Genomic DNA, 19,556 nt, shown 5'->3' with positions numbered 1-19,556 from the left:
GAAAAACCGGCAAAAACCTTTGCCATGCCTTGCTTCGTGCATGGTCCGCAGGCAAGGCTTCGCGCATAAACTTGCTACGATACGAAATCTGGCCTAAGTGCTGAAAATTGGCGATTTATATTGGGGGAACAATGCCGACAGACAAGCAGGATGTGAATTCATCACTGACCGGATCGGCCTTGGCGCTGCCTGCAGGAGCCTCATATCCCTCGAAGGATCAGAGCACTGCGTTTCTTATGCGGCCCGATTATAATGCGAAGTCTGCCTGGACCGAGCATCTTCCTTTTGCATTCTGGATCATTCAGGCCTTGCGCCCGCGCTCGCTTGTCGAACTTGGTACGCATCTGGGGACATCCTATTTCGGCTTCTGTCAGGCGGTTGCCAGATTCAGTACGGATACGGCCTGCTATTCGGTCGATACATGGCAAGGCGACGAACATGCAGGGTTTTACGGAAATGAGGTCTATGACACCGTAAAGGCCTATAATCACGCCAATTTCAGCGGCTTCTCGACGCTTGTCCGAAGTACGTTCCAGGACGCTCTTCCATATTTTACCGACGGCAGTATCGATCTGCTGCATATCGATGGCTGCCACAGCTATGAGGCGGTTCGCAGCGATTTCCAATCCTGGCTTCCGAAACTGTCCGATCGCGGTATCGTGTTGATGCATGACACGAATGTGCGTGAGCGGGATTTCGGTGTTTTCCGTTTCGTTGAGGAACTGCGCAGCGACTATCCGATCTTCGAATTCCTGCACGGGCATGGGCTGGCTGTTGTCGGGATCGGCAATGATCTTCCCGACGAAATCCGGGATTTTCTGACCGCTGCCGGAACTCCTGAAAAGTCACGCGATATCCGTAAGATATTCGCCCGCTTGGGCGAGGATTGTCGCGACAGATATGCTTTGGATAACCTCTCCGCCGAAACCGCACGGCTGGAATCCATTATCAGCAAGGAACGTGAACGGATCAAGACGCTACAAGGTCGTCTGACCGCCCTGCAAGAGGCGCATGCCGCACGGAAAGAGCGTCATGGGGCAGCCCTATCGGCGCTCCGCGACGAGATGGCCGGACATCGGAAAAAATCCGAGGAAGTGACGGTGCAAAACGTCTCGTTGAATGAGAAGATTGATGATCTGTCAAAGCAGTACGCTGCCGCAATTGATGAACTGACGCGCCGGCATTCTGCAGAAATCAAGACCCAGAAGGATCTTTCATCAAGTGAGCTTGCGGCTTTGACAAAACGCCTCAGCGATGAGGTTGCAAACTATGTCTCCGAGCTGGATGAGCTTCGCCAGACTCACGCCGAGGAAATCTTCCGACGTGATGCCGTGGAGCATTCCAGAAAGGCTGAAGGTATCGAATTGCGGTCTGAGCTTGCATCGTTGCGCAATAGCTCTACGACCGAAATCGCTGCTCTTCGGAAGCGCCATGATGATGAGATCCGCAAGCGAGATGCCGAACTGAAGAAGCTTCGTGAGGGCAGAGACGCAGAGATCACCAAACGCGATGCCCTGGTACAGTCGGCCGAAGGTCAAACTGCCCGCCTTCAGTCAGAGATTGGGGCGCTGACGCACCGGCTTCTGGAATTGCAGGCTGCGCATGAAAGTCTCGCCGAGAGCGCATCGCGCAAGAGCAGTGATCTGACAGTCGAGAGTAAGCGTAAATCTGATGAGATTCTTAAATCCCAAGCCGAGGCGCAGAAGCGGATCAGGGAGACCATTCAGAATGCAGCCGAGTTGATCAGGGTCTTTGCCCCTGATCACCCTTCAAGGACGAGCCTTGCGCTTTCTCCCGGCACGCGGGCTCTGCTCAAACGGGCTGAGGAAGAAAATATTGTCGATGCCGACTGGTATCTGAAGCATAATCCCGATGTAAAAGAAGCGGGCATCTCGCCCGTAAGGCATTATGTTCTGTACGGAGCCGCGGAAAAACGCCTTCCGCGTGACATAAGTAAAATCTTCAAGTAAGGCGTCTCTATAACCTGAGACGCTCCATCAGTTTGTTTCTATTGGAGCAAAATCCGAGCTCCATGAGGCCAATCATTGCCTGACTATGTAAATCCGTTCTTTTATAGCCCAACTCTGGGGATCTTTCCGCCTGAAAGCGGCAGGCTCTCAGCGCATGATAAGATGCTGAAAGTCGGACTCAATACCGGAATATGATGTTTGCATCTGCCCTTCACCGTGTGTTGGGATAAGTATCCGATACAGTCCGGGCTCAGCGAGTTGAAGATTTCGATGCGGCGAAGGTCGCTGCAGAGCATGATTGTGTCGTCATTGCCGCTGCGAACTGGCTGCAGCCGCGATCAGATTTCGGCGCTCTTGCCGACAAGCTTGACAAGATCGGATTGCCTTGTTTTCTGATCGGCCTTGGTGCTCAGGCGGGAAGTTTCGGGGCAGCTCCGGAGTTGCAGGAAGGCACAAAGCGAATGCTGGATGTCGTGTCTCATCGCTCCAGCAAGATCGCAGCGCGTGGTCCGTTCACAGCCGAGGTTCTGAAATCGGTAGGCATTGATAATGTTGAAATCACTGGTTGCCCTTCGCTGTTGGTGGCTTCGGACAACAATATCGACAAGCCTCAGAGCAGCCCTCAGTGTATTGCCATTGCGGGTTCGCGCGGGGCTCCAAACGAAAAGCTGCTGAGCGCAAAGCAGATCACACATACGCTGTCACGTAAGCTGTCCCAGATGATGCTGGACCGTCCTCTGGATTTTATCGCTCAGGCGGAGATCCCGGATATCAATATATTGTTGTCAGGGGGAAGATACGACGACATCCGCTCCGACTGGATAGAGTTTCTGGAGAAATACTACGAAGCGGATATTGATCGGATAGCATCGGCTGTAACCGAAAAGATGAAGGTCTTCTTCAATGTCCCCGAGTGGCTGGATTATCTGAAGGGAATGGATTTTGTCGTCAGCACACGGCTTCACGGGACGATTGCCGCGCTGATCGCTGGCACGCCAACCTTGCTGATCGTACATGACAGCCGAACCCGTGAGATGGCAGAGATCATGGGAATTCCCTCTGTTCCCGCGGACGAGGTCGATCCTGATACGATTGATTTCAATGCGCTGTACGACAAAGTGGATACAAACAAGCTCACCGTCGGACTGCCTGAGTATCGCGCACGTTATGTCCGGTTCTTTGAAGAAAACGGCCTGCGTCACAATCTCTGAACTGTCGCGTCGATCTTACGCCGAGATTGCCTAAGCAAAGATTGTCTGACATCCAGCGGCTCCATAAGGCGGAACCGCCGGATGTTGCTGTCAGCTTGCGCGAGCAATCTCTTGCAGGGGACGCCAGTCGCTTCTTAACAGGCGGCTGCACCGGTCGGTGCTGGCACGTTCAAGCCCGGGCTGGTCCGCAATATCATCCATGCCGTGGTCATTCGCCGCAGGCCAGATCAGCAACCCGCCCGGTGCAAGCCGGTCTACCATTTGGCGGATTTCCTGGGGCGTCAGCTCTCGCGGGCTGGCGATAAGGGAGAAGGGATTGCCCGATTCATCGCCCGATACGTCAAACATCGGCTTTGCCAATGCTTTTGACAGAGCCTTGTCGCTGCCAATGACAAGAGCACGGCCATTTCTGAACCCGCGCCAATCATGTGCAAGTCGCTGATACAGTTTCCGGCCGACTCCATCGCTACCACAGGAAGCGCATTGACCCTTATCATCAATCTGGTTCCAGGCGTCGCAGATATTGCAATGCGAGGCGTTTCGCTCGGCCATTTTCTTCGACAACTCGGCGGCGCTTTCACGGGTCAGCGGATGCGCGATGCTGGTTTTTTCGTCAATAACCGCCGACAGCATTGGCCGTGTCTTGACGGTCAGCGAGGCAATCGCATCGAGCGGTACCAGATTACGCTGCGAACTTTCCATGAAATAGCTGAATTCCACATCCGTATTGCCCTGTGGAAGCTCATAGGAAAAGCCCGCATCCGCGTCGACCGAATCACGATGCAGAATATAGATTCCACCTTGCACATGCCTGAACGGCTGGCGCGGATGCTTGTCGACAAAGTTCCGATTGCGGAACTTATCGAAGGCGGGGTGGCCGTTCAGTTCCTCTCCAAGCGTGAATTTGGGCATGTGGCAGAAATAGCCGCCCATATCCGCGTAAGAGTTCTCACGCATTGATTTTATCAGCGGTCGCTCCCAGCCATGCCGCTGAACAAAGCCCTCTTTGGAGCAGATATAGATTGCATATACGGCATCGCTTGCCGCAAGCGCGATATTTGTTGCGCCCCCGCAGAAGCGGTTTGTCTGAAGTTCCATCAGGCGCATATTCGGCATTTCCGCCGCCTGCTCGCGCAGCATGTTAAGGAATTGCTGATCCGAGCCGTTGTCGATGACAGAAAGCGTATACGGAGTCGTCGTATGCTCGCGGATCCGGCGGATGATTTCGCGGGTATGTTCGATATCGCGATATTCCGGTGTGTCATATGTCACCAGCATGATCTCGATCCGGGCGTCCAGCCAGGTATCCAGATAGGTCCGCATCGTCAGCGGTGTACCGATCCTCTCGCGCAGGAACTCGCGTGCGCGGCCCTGCATGGCAGCAAGTCTGGGAGGCGACATTTTCGCCAGCCGGCGAATCCCGTCGGACAGTGATGACGCGCTGCCCTGACGGGTTACGATTGCGGTGATCTCATCATCCAGGAAATCCGGAACAGAGGAAACGTCACTGGTCACAACCGGCAGGCCCAAGGCCATCGCTTCCAGGATGACGGTCGGAAAGCCCTCTGTGTCGCCATTTGCCGCGACGACACTTGGAACGACCAGAAAATCGACGTTCTTCATCGCTGCAACGACCGACTCCCTGCCATCAAGAGGGCCGTGGAATGCCACGTTCCGCAAATTCAGCCGCGCGGCTTGTTCCCGGACGGCGTCCTCATCGCGACCATAGCCATAAAGATCGAACTGGACCTCATCCGGGCCAAGCTGTGCCGCAGCGTCAAGCAGGACAGGCAGCCCCTTCTTTTCAACGAAGCGGCCGATAAACATTCCCCGCAAGGGGCCTTTCGGCGTGATTGGCCTGATCGGTTCATCCAGACCGAATTCATTCAGATCGACGGCCTGGAAATTATATGCGATCTTCGATGTGGGCACGCCGAGAGGTTCGAGGAACCGGCGATGATAATCGCCATGTACGAACAGACGCTGACACAGCGGATCGGCCACGACTTCTGCAATCCGGTTCCGCTTTACGTTGTTCTCATGGAAGATATCGACAGCATGGGCGAAGAAGGTGAACGGAATCTCGGCCTTCTGCGCGGCAGGCCAGGCCAGATTCGTCGTGCAGGGATAGGCGAAATGCGCGTGGATCTGATTGCGGTCATGCGCCTTCAGAAGATCCGCAAGCTGGGTCGGATTCTCGACGTGATGGGCCTCGATCTCGAAATCCAGAACCGCGGAACGGTCAGGCTCAATCCGGTAGTAAACCTTCACATCATGGCCTTGCCGAACCAGCCAGCGGATTTCTTCAAGAACAAAGGTCTGGCTGAGTGCGGGCCAGTCCCACAAGACATAGGCAAGGCGCAGCGTCTCAAGTCCGTGGCGCAGCCTTTCGGTCCGGTTCTTGGCCAGAAGTGCGCCCTTGTTCTCATTCAGCGGTACGGTTCGGGTAATGTTGCCGAGGGCGCCTTTATCGAGGAAATACTCGACACCGATCAGCGGCAGATAGACCGGTTCGTAAAGGCGCGTATAGCGGGTGATGAGATCCCAGTCGACGAGCCGCGACAGGTTGGTGTCAAATCCGCCATACTGATCGTACAATGCCCGACGGTGCATGAACACGTTCAGGTCGATATAGTTGTTTCCGATCAGGCGCTGACGGTCCCAGGGCCGTCCGCGTTTGTCGAACGTACCCGTTTCCGTGTCGTTCATCGACAGCCCGCAATAGGCTGTCGAGACAGTATCGCATTCCGCGAAAACAGCAGCCATGAACAGCAGATAGTCACTGTGCCAGCGATTATCGCTGTCGAGATAGGCGATCAGCTCGCTGGTTGCGGCGGCCAGTCCGTGATTGCGGGCAGCACTGACGCCGCCATGATCGGCCTCGATGATACGCAGCACACCATCGCTGATCTGTTTGGCGAAATCACGGCGCACAACCTCGACCGTTTTGTCTTCCGAACCGTCATCGACAAGAATAACCTCTGCCGGAGGAAGCGACTGTTCAAATGCGCTGGAGAGCGCCCGCGACACGACTGTTTCACGATTCCAGGCCGGCATGATGACAGAGATCCGCGGCGGCTTGTCCCCGATTGCGCGGCGTGCAAGCCGGGTTTGCTCGGTGGTTATCGTTTCCGGATTGGTCTTGCCGCCCGCAAGAACGCTGTCGAGGAATGCGCCGTGCCGCAGCTTCGATATCCAGGGCTTCTTCCCGACGCTTTCAACCTTGCTGCGGGAGTCGGCGTTCGCGCCTTCCGGCAACCGCTTGCGGCCCTCGGACATACCAAATCGTAGATAATGGATCAGCGGGTTCATGCCGGCATTAAGGACGTCAGGGTTGTCCTGCAGATAGAACTCGGTCGAGAACCCGGGCGATGGATCGCGTAGCAGGATTGCACCGACGAACAGGTAGTGCTGCTCGGGATGAAGGCCTGACAGCGATACGTCGGGGTGTTTCTTCGCATACCACGTCGCGTCAAAAAGCTCCGATCTTGCCAGGAGCGCAATATCGCTCTCTTTTGGCTTTCTCATATGAAGCTTATTTGTCAGAGCGAAATCCACGGAAGTATCTTTCTGTTGTTTTCGGAGAGCGGCTAACACAGGGAGGGCGGAACCGCAATTTGTCTACCGGAAGTAAAAAGGCGCCCTCAAGAATTTTCTTATGCTAAAATGATGTGTAGTAACTGCCTATTTTGTTTTCAAGACGTTTTTACGACAAGTCATGACTTGTGATGCGTCCAGTTGCATTCTGGCTATTCAGTTGCAGATTGTCCTGCTGGGACAAGGCTGACTTGCTCAGCAATTCGATATCTCTGCCCTGTTGAAGGCCTCTTCTAGAATATACTCGTAGAAGCGGGTGAGCGCGGCTTTCGCCACACAAGAGCTTACATACGAACTGGATGCTTCTTCTTAGCAATAGGCGCCCCTTGAGCGCGGTGATAAAGTTGTTACTTGCCTGATCGAGATTCATGAAATCGAGATTCCTAATCTTGCTCTGCCCACAGTTGAGTTCGCCTCTAATTGAGAGAGCGAGTCGGAACAGGTTTTATAAAGATCTCGCGCCTGCGACGATGTTCCGCAATCAGATCTGTCGCAAAAGAGCCATAATATTAGCGGTTTTTGACCAATGTTTGGCGTGATCTCCACTCCCTGATCCACCGCTCGCCAGAGCCAGTTTTTTCGGCCACCAATCATCAAGACGACTTCATCCAGATGCCATTTATCACCGAGATTTCCCGCCGACCGCTGACGGGTCGCGTTTGCGAACCTCCGCCCAAACTTCTCGGCCCAGGCCCGCACCGTCTGGTGCGAAACGATGATGCCGGGGTCGGCCAGCAGATCCTCAACCATCCACAGGGTCAGGGGAAAAGGGAAGTACAGCCAGGCGGTTGGGCAATCACGTAATGCGGAAAACGTTGGCGCCGATAGAGACGAGCATCAATCACGCGGCTATGTTGCAAATCGCGCGAGCAAACGCATTTACTTTACTGTCCCTTTTCGAAGCGAGCCCCCGATGAAAGAGCTGGACGCCACAAATCGCAGGATCCTGTCAGAGCTGGTTGCGGACGCACGGATTCCGATCAGCGAGCTGGCGCGTAAGGTCGGCCTGTCCAAGACCCCGGTTGCGCAACGGATCAGACAGATGGAGGAAATAGGGCTGATCAACGGCTATCGCGCGATCCTCTCGCCGCTGAAGCTTGGCCTGACCCATGTGACCTATATCGAGGCGCGTCTGACCGATACGCGGCAGAAGGCTCTGGAGCAATTCAATGCCGCCGTTCGTGCGATTTCCGAGATTGAGGAATGCTATATGATTGCGGGCGGGTTCGACTATCTTCTGAAGGTGCGCTCGCGCGATATGACGCATTTCCGGCAGTTGATGGCTGAGAAGATTTCCGAGCTGCCCTATATCCACGCGACGACAAGCTATGTCGCGATGGAGGCTGTGGTCGAGCAGAGCTGGACCGAAATCTGAACGGGTCAGAGTTAGGGCGGTATGTTCACAGAATGGGGACAATGTCAGAAGTCGCATTGAAAATCCCGGATTTGTCTTTTATGAGCCTGTTCGTGTGAGCAGACTTTTTCACTGCCGGCGACCGACCTGGCAGCGATTATATTCCACCTTTCGGGTTCTGGTTGTTGAATAATGAAGCGAATTCTGTCCGTTGCGCGGCACGCATCTTTCGGCTTTTTGCTGGTTTCCGGGGCGGCAATGGCCCAGGATCAAGGGGGCGAGGCGCCACCTCCGCCCGCTGTCACCGTCGTCACGCTGACGGCAGAGGATGTGATGCTCTCATCCTCGCTTCCGGGCCGCGTTGCGGCATCGGCTGAGGCAGAGCTTCGGCCTCAGGTCAACGGAATCATCATCGAGCGCCTGTTCAGCGAAGGCAGCGTCGTTTCGGAAGGCGATCCGCTGTATCGTATCGACGCGCGAAGCTATGAGGCCGCTGTCGCACAGGCCGAGGCCGCGCTTGCTCAGGCACGGGCAACCGCCGAAGCCGCCGAGCGCGAGGCCGAACGTGTCGCCGAACTGCGCGACCGGCGCGTTGCGAGTGAGCAGAATCAGGATACCGCGATTGCCGAACGCGATGCGGCGCTTGCTGCCGTTCAGGCGGCGCAGGCAGCGCTTGATTCGGCTCGTATTGATCTTGATCGCACCACGATCACTGCTCCGCTGGATGGGGTGATCGGTCTTGCTCAGACCTCACGGGGTGCCCTCGTGACGGCAAGCCAGCAAACGCCTCTGGCCGTTATCCGCACGATTGATCCGGTTCAGGTCGATGTGACACAATCCGCAGCGGAAATCGTCCGCTGGCAGCGTCAGAATGAGGGGCGCGGTCGTCCGGGTGAGCGTGAATCGACCGTGACGCTTCAGCTTGCCGACGGGACCGAGTACGAACATACTGGCTCACTGACTGCGGCAGAACCTTATGTCGATGAAACCACCGGCGTAGTTACGCTGCGGATGGATTTCGCGAATCCCGACGGGATGCTTTTGCCGGGCATGTATGTTCTGGCGGATCTTCCGCAGGCTCAGCTTGAAGATGTCATTCTTGCGCCGCAGCAGGGCGTGATTCGTGATCGCCGGGGACGCCCGATCGCATATGTGGTCAATGACGAGAATGTCGTCGAAGAACGTATGCTGGATATCATTCAGGATCACGGCAACACCTGGGTTGTGCGCGATGGGCTTGCGGCTGGCGAAAGAATGGTCATTGCCGGGTTCCAGTATATCAGCCCCGGCATGACGGTCGCGCCCGAGGAACCGCAGGCAGATCCCGCCGCTGAGGCAGCGCCTCAGGAAGGCACCGAAGTCAGCGAGGTTGCTGCCGAAGCAGAAGGTGAACCGGCTGGCGCTCAGGCGACGGAAGCGGACGCTGCATCTCAGGAAACTCAGCAAGGCACAGAGGCTGGTGAAGCCAGCGAAACCGACGGCGGCAACTAGGCCGGACCGGATCGAACGGAAAGCAGATTATGGCCCGTTTTTTTATTGACCGCCCTGTTTTCGCATGGGTCATCTCGATTATCATCATGGGGATCGGCGTTTTGTCGATCCTGTCCCTGCCTGTGGCACAATATCCGCAGATCGCTCCGCCTTCGGTCACGGTCCGCGCGACCTATCCCGGCGCGTCGGCGGAGACCGTTTCGAATACGGTTACTCAGTTGATCGAACAGCAGATGACGGGTCTGGATGGGCTGCGTTATATGTCGTCCAGCTCGACCTCGGCAGGGTCGTCCTCGACCACCATGACCTTCGAGACCGGCACGGATGAAGATATTGCGCAGGTTCAGGTCCAGAACAAGCTGTCTCAGGCCACTCCGCTTCTGCCGGAGGAGGTCCAGCGTCAGGGTGTGACCGTCGAAAAGGCGGCGTCCGGCTTCCTGATGGTGATCGGTCTGATCGGCAATGAAGAATATGACGAGGCCGATCTTGCCGACTACATGGTTTCCAACCTTGTGGACGATCTCAGCCGGGTTGAGGGCATCGGCAGCGTTCAGGTCTTCGGGGCGCAATACGCCATGCGGATCTGGCTGGATCCGTCGAAACTGGCCGCATATGAGCTGACGCCATCCGATGTCGTGACGGCGGTTTCGGCGCAGAACACCCAGATTTCCGCTGGTGCGTTCGGGACGCGTCCGACAATGGATGGCCAGCAACTGAACGCCACGGTTACCGCGCAATCGCTTCTATCCACCCCCGAAGAGTTCCGCCAGATCGTTCTGCGGGCCGAGGAAAACGGCGGTCTCGTGTTGTTGCAGGACGTTGCCGAGGTTGAAATCGGTGCCGAATCCTATGTGGCGGAGGCAGAATATAACGGACGGCCTTCGTCCGGTATGGCGCTCAGCCTGTCTCCGGGTGCGAATGCGCTTGATACGGCGGAACGCGTCAAGGAACGCATGAATGAGTTCGCCGAGTTCTTCCCTGAAGGCGTGGAATATGTCATTCCGTTCGATACCTCTCCTTTTGTCGAGATCTCGATTGAAGAGGTGATCAAGACACTGATCGAGGCCATCGTTCTGGTCTTCATCGTGATGTATATCTTCCTGCAAAACTGGCGGGCGACGCTGATTCCGACGCTGGCCGTGCCGATTGTTCTTCTGGGGACATTCGGGATCATGGCTGCGTTCGGGTTTACCATTAACACGCTGACCATGCTCGCGATGGTGCTGGCCATCGGTCTGCTGGTCGATGACGCTATCGTGGTGGTGGAAAACGTCGAACGGATCATGGAGGAAGAAGGGCTTGAGCCGCGAGAGGCGACCCGGAAATCAATGGGCCAGATTACCGGTGCTCTGATCGGGATCGCTCTGGTTCTGTCGGCGGTGTTCGTGCCGATGGCCTTCTTCGGTGGTTCGACAGGCGTTATCTATCAGCAATTCGCGATCACGATTGTGTCGGCAATGGCCCTGTCGGTGGTCGTCGCGCTGACGCTGACCCCGGCACTTTGCGCCTCGATGCTGAAGCAGTCTCACGGCAAAAAGCGTGGTTTCTTCGGTCTGTTCAACCGCGGCTTCGATTCCACGACGCGTGGCTATACCGGGCTTGTTGGCTGGCTGGTGCGCCGCCCACTGCGCGTGCTGCTGGTCTATATCGGCATGGGTACGGTGATGGCGCTGCTGTTCCTGCGCACTCCTCAGGGCTTTCTGCCCGAGGAAGATCAGGGCATCATGTTCGTGCTGATTCAGGCTCCGACCGGCGCGACGACCGAACGGACGCAGGCCGTTGTCGATCAGGTACAGGATTACTTCCTGAACGAGGAATCAGAGGCGGTTGATTCGATGTTCAGCGTGGTCGGGTTCAGCTTCTCGGGGCAGGGGCAGAATGTCGGTATGGCGTTCGTCCGGCTGAAGGATTGGGAAGAACGCGTGGACCCCGCGCTTTCCGTGCAGGCCGTCGCAGGCCGTGCCTTCGGCGCTCTCAGCCAGATCCGAGATGCGACGGTTTTCCCGGTCGTTCCTCCGGCGGTGATCGAGCTGGGGAACGCGTCCGGCTTTGACTTCTATTTGCAGGCGCGCGGCGGTCAGACGCATGAGCAATTGCTGGAGGCAAGGAACCAGATGCTGGGTATGGCCGCGCAAAGCCCGCTGCTGACCCAGACCCGCCCGAGCGGGCTGGAGGATGCCAGCCAGTTCCGTCTGAATATCGACTGGCGCAAGGCCGGTGCGATGGGGGTCAGCGCGACGGATGTCGCCAATCTGTTGCAGGTGGCTTGGACAGGCTCCTATGTGAACGACTTTATCGACCGGGGCCGCATCAAGCGCGTCTATGTTCAGGGTCAGGCCGACAGCCGGTCCGTTCCCACGGATCTGGAGAAATGGCGGGTCCGGAACTCTGCAGGCGGGCTGGTGCCATTCGCCAACTTTGCCGAGGGTGAATGGACCTTCGGGCCGCAGGGCCTGAACCGCTATAACGGTATCCCCGCCATGCAGATTCAGGGCAGCCCGGTGCCGGGCGTCAGCTCGGGCGACGCAATGGCCGAGGTTGAGCGTCTTGCCGGACAGCTTCCGCCCGGCTTCGACGTTGCCTGGACGGGTCTCTCGCTTGAGGAACGTGAATCGGGCGATCAGACCATGCTGCTTTATGCCTTGTCGCTGGCGGCGGTGTTCCTGTGCCTTGCGGCGCTGTATGAAAGCTGGTCGATTCCGCTGGCTGTCATTCTGGTCATGCCGATCGGTGTTCTGGGCGCCCTGATCGGGGCCAATCTGGGCGGGTTCGATAATGGCGTGTTCTTCCAGGTCGGCCTGCTGACAGTGATCGGTCTGACAGGTAAGAACGCGATTCTGATCGTCGAATTCGCACGGGAGCAATCCGTGGCCGGCGTACCTCTGTTCCGCGCCGTGGTTGAGGCAGCCCGTCAGCGTTTCCGCCCGATCATCATGACCTCGATTGCGTTCTCACTGGGCGTTACCCCGCTGGTTCTGTCGACCGGGGCAGGGGCCAGTGGTCGAAACGCCATCGGCTCGACGGTGTTGGGCGGTACGATCATGGCGACGGTGTTCGGCATTCTGTTCGCGCCGCTCTTCTATGTGCTGATGCGCAGACTGCTTGGTCGTAAGGACAAGTTCGACGATGAGCCAGAGGCCGAAGCGACACGGGCCTGATCGGGTCTGATAAAACGAAGGGTGCGCCGAAGCGCACCCTTTTTCATTGCAGACCTGCCAGCGGTTCAGCCGAGAAGCGTTTGCCTTGCGTCGCCATATTCCCTTGCAAGACGGTCGATATAAGAAGCAGCGGGTTGTATTTCGGTGATGGCTCCGATTCCCTGACCCGATCCCCAGATCGCGCTCCATGCTTTTGGCTTACTGGAACCCTCACCAAAATTCATCGTGCTGGCATCGGCATGTTCCAACTGCTCCGGGTCCAGCCCGGCATTGCGGACCGAGCCTTTCAGATAATTGCCGTGAACCCCGGTGAACAGCGAGGAATAGACGATATCCTCGGCACCTGACTCGCAGATCATCTGCTTGTAGTCGGGAACGGCATTCGCCTCTTCCGTGGCGATGAAGGGGCTGCCGATATAGGCCAGATCCGCGCCCATCGCCTGCGCAGCCAGCACGGCACGGCCTGTCGCGATGGAGCCTGACAGCGCTAGCGGGCCGTCGAACCATTGCCGGATTTCCTGAATCAGCGCGAAAGGCGACTGCATCCCGGCGTGACCACCCGCGCCTGCCGCGACCGCGATCAGCCCATCCGCGCCCTTTTCGATGGCCTTGCGGGCAAAGCGGTTATTGATGATATCGTGAAACACCACGCCACCGACGGAATGGGCGGCCTCATTCACCTCGGGGCGTGCGCCAAGCGAGGTGATCCACAGCGGCACCTTGTGCTTGACGCAGATCTCTATGTCGCGCTCAAGTCGGGCATTCGAGCGGTGCACGATCTGGTTCACGGCGAAGGGGGCCGCCGGATTATCGGGGTTTTCCTGATTATGCCGGTCAAGCTCTTCGGTGATGCGGGTCAGCCATGCTTCCAGCAGGATCGGCTCGCCATCCTTTTCACGCGCGTTCAGGGCGGGAAAACTGCCGACAATCCCCGCCTTGCACTGAGCGATGACAAGGTCCGGTCCCGAGACGATGAACATCGGCGAGCCGATGACGGGAATGCGCAGTTTCGAAAGGATTGGCGGCAATGACATGATGGGCTCTCCTCAACCGGTTTGGCCCATCATTGCCAGCAGGCCGCAGCCCGGCAAGCGTGACGTCGCGGAGCAGCCGCGCCTATGAGGCGCGGCGTCCCAGACGGTTCAGATAGGACGGCGCCACGTCGGACGCGTCTTTCCAGTGCTCCCAGGGCTGACGGCGGGCCAGTGCCGCGTCGATTTCCACCTCATCGAAGCCAGAGCGCCGCGCCATCGGGAACTGGTCCGAGATGACATGGCCAGCCGCCCGCAACCGGCCCTTATAGCCGGCCACGCGCAGACGCCGCGCCAGAGTAAAACCGCGCCCGTCCGAAAAGCTTGGGAATGCGATGCGGATCATGGCCGCCTCGCGGAAATTGACATTCGCCTCGTCCAGATTGGTATCCTGCGCCAGATCGAGGATCTCGCCGTCGAAATCATCCGGCCCGAAGCCTGTCTCGCGGACGATGACCGGCTGGCCGTCCACAGGTTCGAAAGCGGCTGGCGCTGCCTCTGCCGGGGCGATGCGTTGTAGCTTACCGTTCACGAAATGAATCCCACATTCTGTTTTTTCCTGACCGCGCCAGCGGCCTGCGCGGGCGTCCTCGCCCTCTTTCACCGGGCTGGTGCAGGGCATGCAGCCGATAGAGGGGTAACCTTTCGAAATCAGCGGATGACGCGGCAGGTTGTTATTGGCGATATAGTCGGCGACATCCTGAGCTGTCCAGTGCGCCAGCGGGTTGATCTTGATGCGCGGACCGGCGGGGTCTTCCTCGAAGAACTCGATATCGGCGCGGCTTGCGGCCTGAAACCGTTTGCGCCCGGTGACCCAGCTATCGAACCCGGAAAGCGCCTTGTTCAGCGGCACTGTCTTGCGCAGATCGCAGCACGCATCCGGGTTGGTCTGGTTCAGATCGCCATCCGGATCAGCCGCCGCAATCGCAGCGGGCGTCGCCCGGATCGTGCGCACATCGGTCAGACCAAGCTTTGATGCAACCTCGGCCTGATAGGCGAGCGTTTCGGGAAACAGCATCTGCGTATCAACGAACAGCACCGGCGTGTCGCGGTCGATCAGCGAGATCATATGCAGCAACGCTACCGAATCCGCCCCGAAGGACGAGACCATCGCCACCCGTCCCAGTTCTGGATCGGACAGGGCATCGCGCAGAACCTGAATGGCCGCGCGGTGGCGATAGCGCTTGTTCAGCGCCGCCACCCGCGCCGGGCGTGTGGGAATTGTCTGCACCTGCGCCATATCAGGCCGCCTTTTGTTCGGCGGGATAAAGGGCCGCCTTGAACGGGTCCGGGCCAAGCCGGCGATAGGCCTGCAGGAAGGTCTCGGACGCATCCTCACGGACCGCCAGATAACCCTGGACCAGACGTTCAATCGCCGGGATTATCTCATCCTTCGAGAAGCCGGGGCCCGCGCGTTCGCCAACGGCCATTGTTTCGGTGCCGTCGCCACCAAGCGTCACCTGATAGTTTTCGACACCCGCGCGGTCCAGACCGAGAATCCCGATATGGCCGACATGGTGGTGCCCGCAGGCATTGATGCAGCCGGAAATCTTGATCTTCATCTCGCCGATTTCATGCTCCAGCTTCAGCTCGTCGAAACGCTCGGCAATCTGCTGAGCGATCGGGATCGAGCGGGCTGTCGCAAGTGCGCAGTAATCCAGCCCTGGGCAAGCGATGATGTCGCTGATCAGCCCGATATTCGCCGTGGCCAGATCCGCCTCGCGCAGGGCCGCGTGAAGCGCAGCCAGATCGGCGCGGTGCACATAGGGCAGAACCACATTCTGCTCATGGCTGATCCGCAAATCGCCAATTCCGTATTTCTCGGCCAGATCGGCAAGAACGCGCATCTGCTCCGAGGTTGCGTCACCCGGAGTGGCCCCGTGTTTCTTCAGCGAAACGGTGACGATAGCGTAATCTGGATGACGATGCTCGTGCAGATTCGTATCGGCCCATGACCGGAAGACCGGATCGGCATCGCGTGCCGCATCGTAATCGGCGGTGCTGCGGTCATCCTGAAGCGCGGGCGCGGCGAATTGCTGCGAGATTCGTTCCAGAACTTCTTGGTCTGAGCCGTCGAAAAGCGGGCGGATCTCGGCAAAACGAGCCTCGACCAACTCGCGGATATGCTCGATGCCCAGTTCCTGCACCGCAATCTTCAGCCGTGCCTTGTATTTATTGTCGCGCCGTCCGACCGAGTTATAGGCCGAAAGGATCGCCTCCAGATAGGGCAGCAGATCGCGCACCGGCAGGAAGTCGCGAACGACCTTGCCCACCAGCGGAGTACGGCCCAGACCGCCACCGACCGAGACCTCGAAACCGATCTCGCCGTCCTGACGGATCATGCGCAGCCCGATATCATGCGATTTGACCACGGCGCGATCATTCGGACTGCCCGAGACGGCAATCTTGAACTTCCGCGGCAGGAACTGGAATTCCGGGTGGTCGGTGGACCATTGCCGGATCAGCTCGGCATAGGGGCGGGGATCGGCAATCTCATCCGCCGCCGCGCCCGAGAAATGGTCGGCGGTCACATTGCGGATCGTGTTGCCCGAGGTCTGGATGGCATGCATCCCCACCTCGGCCAGCGAATCCAGCATATCCGGGATATCCACCAGCTTGGGCCAGTTGAACTGGATATTCTGGCGGGTGGTGAAATGCCCGTAACCCTTGTCCCACCGATCCGCGATATGGGCCAGCCGACGCATCTGGTCGGGGCTGATCGAGCCATAGGGTATCGCGATCCGCAGCATATAGGCATGAAGCTGAAGATAGACGCCATTCATCAGGCGCAGCGGGCGGAACTCTTCTTCAGTCAGCGCACCGGAAATGCGGCGGTTTACCTGATCGCGAAACCGCTGAGCGCGGTCGACGACGAAGGCCCGGTCGAATTCGGAATGATGATACATCACGCGTCCTCTGCCTGCTTGCCGTGGAAATAATTGGAAGGCCCGTTGGCGCGGAATGCTTCACGCGGGTGGCCGGGTTCCGGGCCGTTCTCGCCGGCGCGGGCGGGTGCCAGAAACACGCCGACCGCACGATCCGAAAGCGCCATTGCATGAGCCATACGGTGCTTGGCCTGTTCTTCATCGGTAATCAGCTCTGCCTGACGCAGGTGCGAGACCCATTCATTCTGGCCGGTCAGATAGATGACACGACCGTCAAACAGGTCGTTGGCTGAAATGACGACTGGCTCAAATTTGCGCGCCATTGCGAATCTCCGTTTCTTGCTGCCTTAATATGGGATATTTTCCTACGTATTCGCTAGTATCTGCCGACAATAAGGAATACTGTTCCAATATAGTAGCCAGAGAGGATCAACACCCGCCATGAGCGAGCCCAGCGAAAAGAAACTCCGCCTTGATGCGCTTGACCGGAAAATCCTGACCGAGTTGCAGGACGATGCCAGCCAGTCGCTGGACGATATCGCCCGCAAGGTCGGGTCGTCGAAAACACCGGTCTGGAACCGGATCCGCAAGCTGAAAGATGCCGGAGTCATCCGTCGCCAGACGGTGATCCTCGACCCCGATGCGGTTGGGCTGGGGACCTGCTTCTTCGTCCTGATCCGCACCAGCGAGCATGAGGCCGGCTGGCAGCAGCGCTTTCTTGCGGCGCTGCAGGCCCGGCCCGAGGTGCTGGAAGCACATCGTCTGGCGGGTGAGATCGACTATATCGTCAAGCTGCGCGTCTCCGACGCCCGCGCCTACGACGCCTTCTATCAGGCCCTGATCGCCGAGGTGAAGATCTTCAACGTGACCGCTTTGCTGTCGATGGAGGAACTTAAGTCAACGACTTTGTTGCCGGTTTAGGGGGTTTTGTTGGTGAGAATTGGAAGGGTCTTGGTGAAGAGAGATTGTATCTGCATATGTTGGAGCCTTGGAGATACCGGAGCACCAAGAGCGGATTGAGGGCCAAGCCATAGCGTTGTGCGCTACGATACAGATCCGTAAGACGCAATTCTTCGGAAATGCACAAAACAGTATCAGGTAACCAACCCTCAGAGTTGGTACTCATTCTTGTTCCGTGAGAGCAGAAACGATCTCTTGGCGACCTCCAAGCCGGACGTGTTACGGATCCACCAACCTTACCGCGTGAATTTCTTGTACTTCACCCGCTTCGGTTCCACCGCATCCGTACCCAGCCGTTTGATCTTGTCGGCCTCGTAATCCTCAAAGTTACCCTCGAACCATTCGACATGCGCATCGCCTTCGAAGGCGAGGATATGGGTGCACAGGCGGTCGAGGAAGAAGCGGTCGTGGCTGATGATCACCGCGCAGCCGGCGAAATCGTCAAGTGCGGCTTCCAGCGCCTGCAGGGTTTCTACGTCCAGATCGTTGGTCGGTTCGTCAAGCAGCAGCACGTTACCGCCGGATTTCAGCAGTTTGGCCATGTGGACGCGATTGCGTTCACCGCCCGAAAGCTGGCCGACCTTCTTCTGCTGGTCGCCGCCCTTGAAGTTGAAGGCCGAGGCATAGGCGCGGGAGTTCATCGACACATCGCCCAGTTCGATATGCTCGGCCCCGCCAGAGATTTCCTCCCATACGGTCTTGTCGCCGCCAAGTGCATCGCGGGACTGGTCGACATAGGATAGTTCCACCGTGTCGCCATAGGTGATTTCGCCGGAATCGGGCTTTTCCTGCCCGGTCAGCATGCGGAACAGTGTGGACTTACCGGCGCCGTTCGGGCCGATCACGCCGACAATGCCGCCGGGGGGCAGGGAGAACGACAGATCCTCGATCAGAAGCTTGTCGCCCATTGCCTTTTTCAGCCCCTCGACCTCGATCACCTTGGACCCGAGGCGTTCGCCATTCGGGATGATGATCTGGGCGCGGGACAGTTTTTCACGCTCGGATTTCGACGCCATCTCGTTATAGGCGTTGATCCGGGCCTTCTGCTTGGCCTGACGGGCCTTGGCACCGGCGCGGATCCATTCAAGCTCGCGTTCCAGAGTTTTCTGTTTGGCCTTGTCCTCACGCGCTTCCTGTTCCAGCCGCTTGGCCTTCTGTTCCAGCCAGGAAGAATAATTGCCCTCGTACGGAATGCCGCGCCCGCGATCCAGTTCGAGGATCCAGCCGGTGATATCGTCGAGGAAATAGCGGTCATGGGTCACGACCAGAATCGTGCCGGGATATTCGATCAGGTGCTTTTGCAGCCAGGCGATGGTTTCCGCGTCCAGGTGGTTGGTCGGTTCGTCCAGCAGCAGCATATCGGGCGCTTCCAGCAGCAGCTTGCACAGCGCCACGCGGCGGCGTTCGCCGCCTGAAAGCGTGGATACATCTGCGTCGTCGGGCGGGCAGCGCAGCGCCTCCATCGCGACGTCTATCTGGCTGTCCAGATCCCACAGGTTCTCGGCGTCGATTTCGTCCTGAAGCTTCGCCATTTCCTCGGCGGTTTCGTCCGAGTAGTTCATTACCAGTTCGTTGAAGCGGTCCAGCTTGGCTTTCTTTTCCGCGACACCCAGCATGACGTTTTCACGGACATTCAGCGTTTCATCAAGCTGCGGCTCCTGCGGCAGATAGCCGACCTTCGCGCCCTTCGCGGCCCAGGCCTCGCCCGAAAAATCCTTGTCCATCCCGGCCATGATCTTCAGCAGTGTGGACTTACCCGCGCCGTTCACGCCCACGACGCCGATCTTGACGCCGGGCAAGAAGTTCAGGCGGATATTTTCAAAGACCTTCTTGCCGCCGGGATAGGTCTTGGACACGCCGTCCATGTGATAGACAAATTCATAGGCTGCCATCGGGCGC

12 protein-coding genes and 2 pseudogenes are annotated in these 19,556 nt (G+C 58.0%); 6 read left to right on the top strand and 8 right to left on the bottom strand.

What is annotated here, in order from left to right; genetic code table 11:
- Nucleotides 1-131 precede the first annotated feature (131 nt).
- Both PAE61_RS15770 and PAE61_RS15765 read left to right on the top strand, forming a co-directional pair.
- On the top strand, nucleotides 132-1,970 hold the full coding sequence (locus PAE61_RS15770; protein WP_271113296.1) for a class I SAM-dependent methyltransferase: 1,839 nt from the start codon (nucleotides 132-134) through the stop codon (nucleotides 1,968-1,970).
- Nucleotides 1,971-2,266: 296 nt separating this feature from the next.
- Nucleotides 2,267-3,181: pseudogene (locus PAE61_RS15765) on the top strand (polysaccharide pyruvyl transferase family protein); the annotation flags it as partial.
- Nucleotides 3,182-3,271: 90 nt separating this feature from the next.
- Here PAE61_RS15765 and PAE61_RS15760 read toward each other — a convergent pair.
- Together PAE61_RS15760 and PAE61_RS17655 are read right to left on the bottom strand one after the other, a co-directional pair.
- Complete coding sequence (locus PAE61_RS15760) at nucleotides 3,272-6,709, bottom strand: glycosyltransferase (RefSeq protein WP_271113295.1); 3,438 nt, start codon at nucleotides 6,707-6,709, stop codon at nucleotides 3,272-3,274.
- Between the two features lie 435 nt (nucleotides 6,710-7,144).
- Complete coding sequence (locus PAE61_RS17655; protein ID WP_434803084.1) at nucleotides 7,145-7,528, bottom strand: hypothetical protein; 384 nt, start codon at nucleotides 7,526-7,528, stop codon at nucleotides 7,145-7,147.
- A 163-nt stretch (nucleotides 7,529-7,691) separates the two neighbouring features.
- On the opposite strand from PAE61_RS17655, the gene PAE61_RS15750 reads away from it, so the two are divergent.
- The 3 genes from PAE61_RS15750 to PAE61_RS15740 all read left to right on the top strand — a co-directional run bounded on the left by PAE61_RS15750 (nucleotide 7,692) and on the right by PAE61_RS15740 (nucleotide 12,781).
- Nucleotides 7,692-8,153, top strand: coding sequence for an Lrp/AsnC family transcriptional regulator (locus PAE61_RS15750; protein WP_271113294.1), 462 nt, complete (start codon nucleotides 7,692-7,694; stop codon nucleotides 8,151-8,153).
- Between the two features lie 171 nt (nucleotides 8,154-8,324).
- Complete coding sequence (locus tag PAE61_RS15745) at nucleotides 8,325-9,623, top strand: efflux RND transporter periplasmic adaptor subunit (protein WP_434803083.1); 1,299 nt, start codon at nucleotides 8,325-8,327, stop codon at nucleotides 9,621-9,623.
- 29 nt (nucleotides 9,624-9,652) lie between these two features.
- Entirely contained in the window at nucleotides 9,653-12,781 is a 3,129-nt protein-coding gene (locus tag PAE61_RS15740; protein WP_271113292.1) for an efflux RND transporter permease subunit, read from the top strand.
- Nucleotides 12,782-12,846: 65 nt separating this feature from the next.
- Here PAE61_RS15740 and PAE61_RS15735 read toward each other — a convergent pair whose 3' ends face one another.
- The 5 genes and pseudogenes from PAE61_RS15735 to PAE61_RS15715 form a co-directional block, all read right to left on the bottom strand.
- Nucleotides 12,847-13,815, bottom strand: a complete 969-nt coding sequence (locus PAE61_RS15735) for an NAD(P)H-dependent flavin oxidoreductase (protein WP_271113291.1) — start codon at nucleotides 13,813-13,815, stop codon at nucleotides 12,847-12,849.
- Between the two features lie 82 nt (nucleotides 13,816-13,897).
- A complete protein-coding gene (locus PAE61_RS15730) occupies nucleotides 13,898-14,284 on the bottom strand; it encodes a DUF934 domain-containing protein (protein ID WP_271115173.1) in 387 nt (128 codons plus the stop codon).
- A 39-nt stretch (nucleotides 14,285-14,323) separates the two neighbouring features.
- Nucleotides 14,324-15,052: pseudogene (locus PAE61_RS15725) on the bottom strand (phosphoadenylyl-sulfate reductase); the annotation flags it as partial.
- A gap of 1 nt (nucleotide 15,053) precedes the next feature.
- Nucleotides 15,054-16,718, bottom strand: coding sequence for a nitrite/sulfite reductase (locus PAE61_RS15720; RefSeq protein ID WP_271113290.1), 1,665 nt, complete (start codon nucleotides 16,716-16,718; stop codon nucleotides 15,054-15,056).
- Complete coding sequence (locus tag PAE61_RS15715; RefSeq protein WP_271113289.1) at nucleotides 16,718-17,020, bottom strand: DUF2849 domain-containing protein; 303 nt, start codon at nucleotides 17,018-17,020, stop codon at nucleotides 16,718-16,720. The genes PAE61_RS15720 and PAE61_RS15715 overlap by 1 nt, the downstream gene beginning before the upstream one ends.
- Nucleotides 17,021-17,138: 118 nt before the next feature.
- On the opposite strand from PAE61_RS15715, the gene PAE61_RS15710 reads away from it, so the two are divergent.
- Nucleotides 17,139-17,618 carry an Lrp/AsnC family transcriptional regulator gene (locus tag PAE61_RS15710; protein WP_271113288.1) on the top strand — a complete coding sequence of 160 codons (480 nt, stop codon included), beginning with the start codon at nucleotides 17,139-17,141 and terminating at the stop codon, nucleotides 17,616-17,618.
- A gap of 275 nt (nucleotides 17,619-17,893) precedes the next feature.
- Here PAE61_RS15710 and ettA read toward each other — a convergent pair whose 3' ends face one another.
- Entirely contained in the window at nucleotides 17,894-19,549 is a 1,656-nt protein-coding gene (gene ettA / locus PAE61_RS15705) for an energy-dependent translational throttle protein EttA (RefSeq protein WP_271113287.1), read from the bottom strand.
- Nucleotides 19,550-19,556: the final 7 nt, after the last annotated feature.

This window comes from Paracoccus aerodenitrificans (assembly GCF_027913215.1).
In the GTDB taxonomy this organism is placed as follows: domain Bacteria; phylum Pseudomonadota; class Alphaproteobacteria; order Rhodobacterales; family Rhodobacteraceae; genus Paracoccus; species Paracoccus aerodenitrificans.
This window is presented reverse-complemented; position numbering and strand designations above follow the sequence as displayed.

Bases quoted from the DNA above. Each gene is read 5' to 3' on its own strand.
- PAE61_RS15715 (WP_271113289.1), bottom strand. From the start codon at position 17,020: ATGGCGCGCAAATTTGAGCCAGTCGTCATTTCAGCCAACGACCTGTTT.
- PAE61_RS15710 (WP_271113288.1), top strand. From the start codon at position 17,139: ATGAGCGAGCCCAGCGAAAAGAAACTCCGCCTTGATGCGCTTGACCGG.
- PAE61_RS15770 (WP_271113296.1), top strand. From the start codon at position 132: ATGCCGACAGACAAGCAGGATGTGAATTCATCACTGACCGGATCGGCC.
- PAE61_RS15760 (WP_271113295.1), bottom strand. From the start codon at position 6,709: ATGAGAAAGCCAAAAGAGAGCGATATTGCGCTCCTGGCAAGATCGGAG.
- PAE61_RS15750 (WP_271113294.1), top strand. From the start codon at position 7,692: ATGAAAGAGCTGGACGCCACAAATCGCAGGATCCTGTCAGAGCTGGTT.
- PAE61_RS15745 (WP_434803083.1), top strand. From the start codon at position 8,325: ATGAAGCGAATTCTGTCCGTTGCGCGGCACGCATCTTTCGGCTTTTTG.
- ettA (WP_271113287.1), bottom strand. From the start codon at position 19,549: ATGGCAGCCTATGAATTTGTCTATCACATGGACGGCGTGTCCAAGACC.
- PAE61_RS15735 (WP_271113291.1), bottom strand. From the start codon at position 13,815: ATGTCATTGCCGCCAATCCTTTCGAAACTGCGCATTCCCGTCATCGGC.
- PAE61_RS17655 (WP_434803084.1), bottom strand. From the start codon at position 7,528: ATGGTTGAGGATCTGCTGGCCGACCCCGGCATCATCGTTTCGCACCAG.
- PAE61_RS15740 (WP_271113292.1), top strand. From the start codon at position 9,653: ATGGCCCGTTTTTTTATTGACCGCCCTGTTTTCGCATGGGTCATCTCG.
- PAE61_RS15720 (WP_271113290.1), bottom strand. From the start codon at position 16,718: ATGTATCATCATTCCGAATTCGACCGGGCCTTCGTCGTCGACCGCGCT.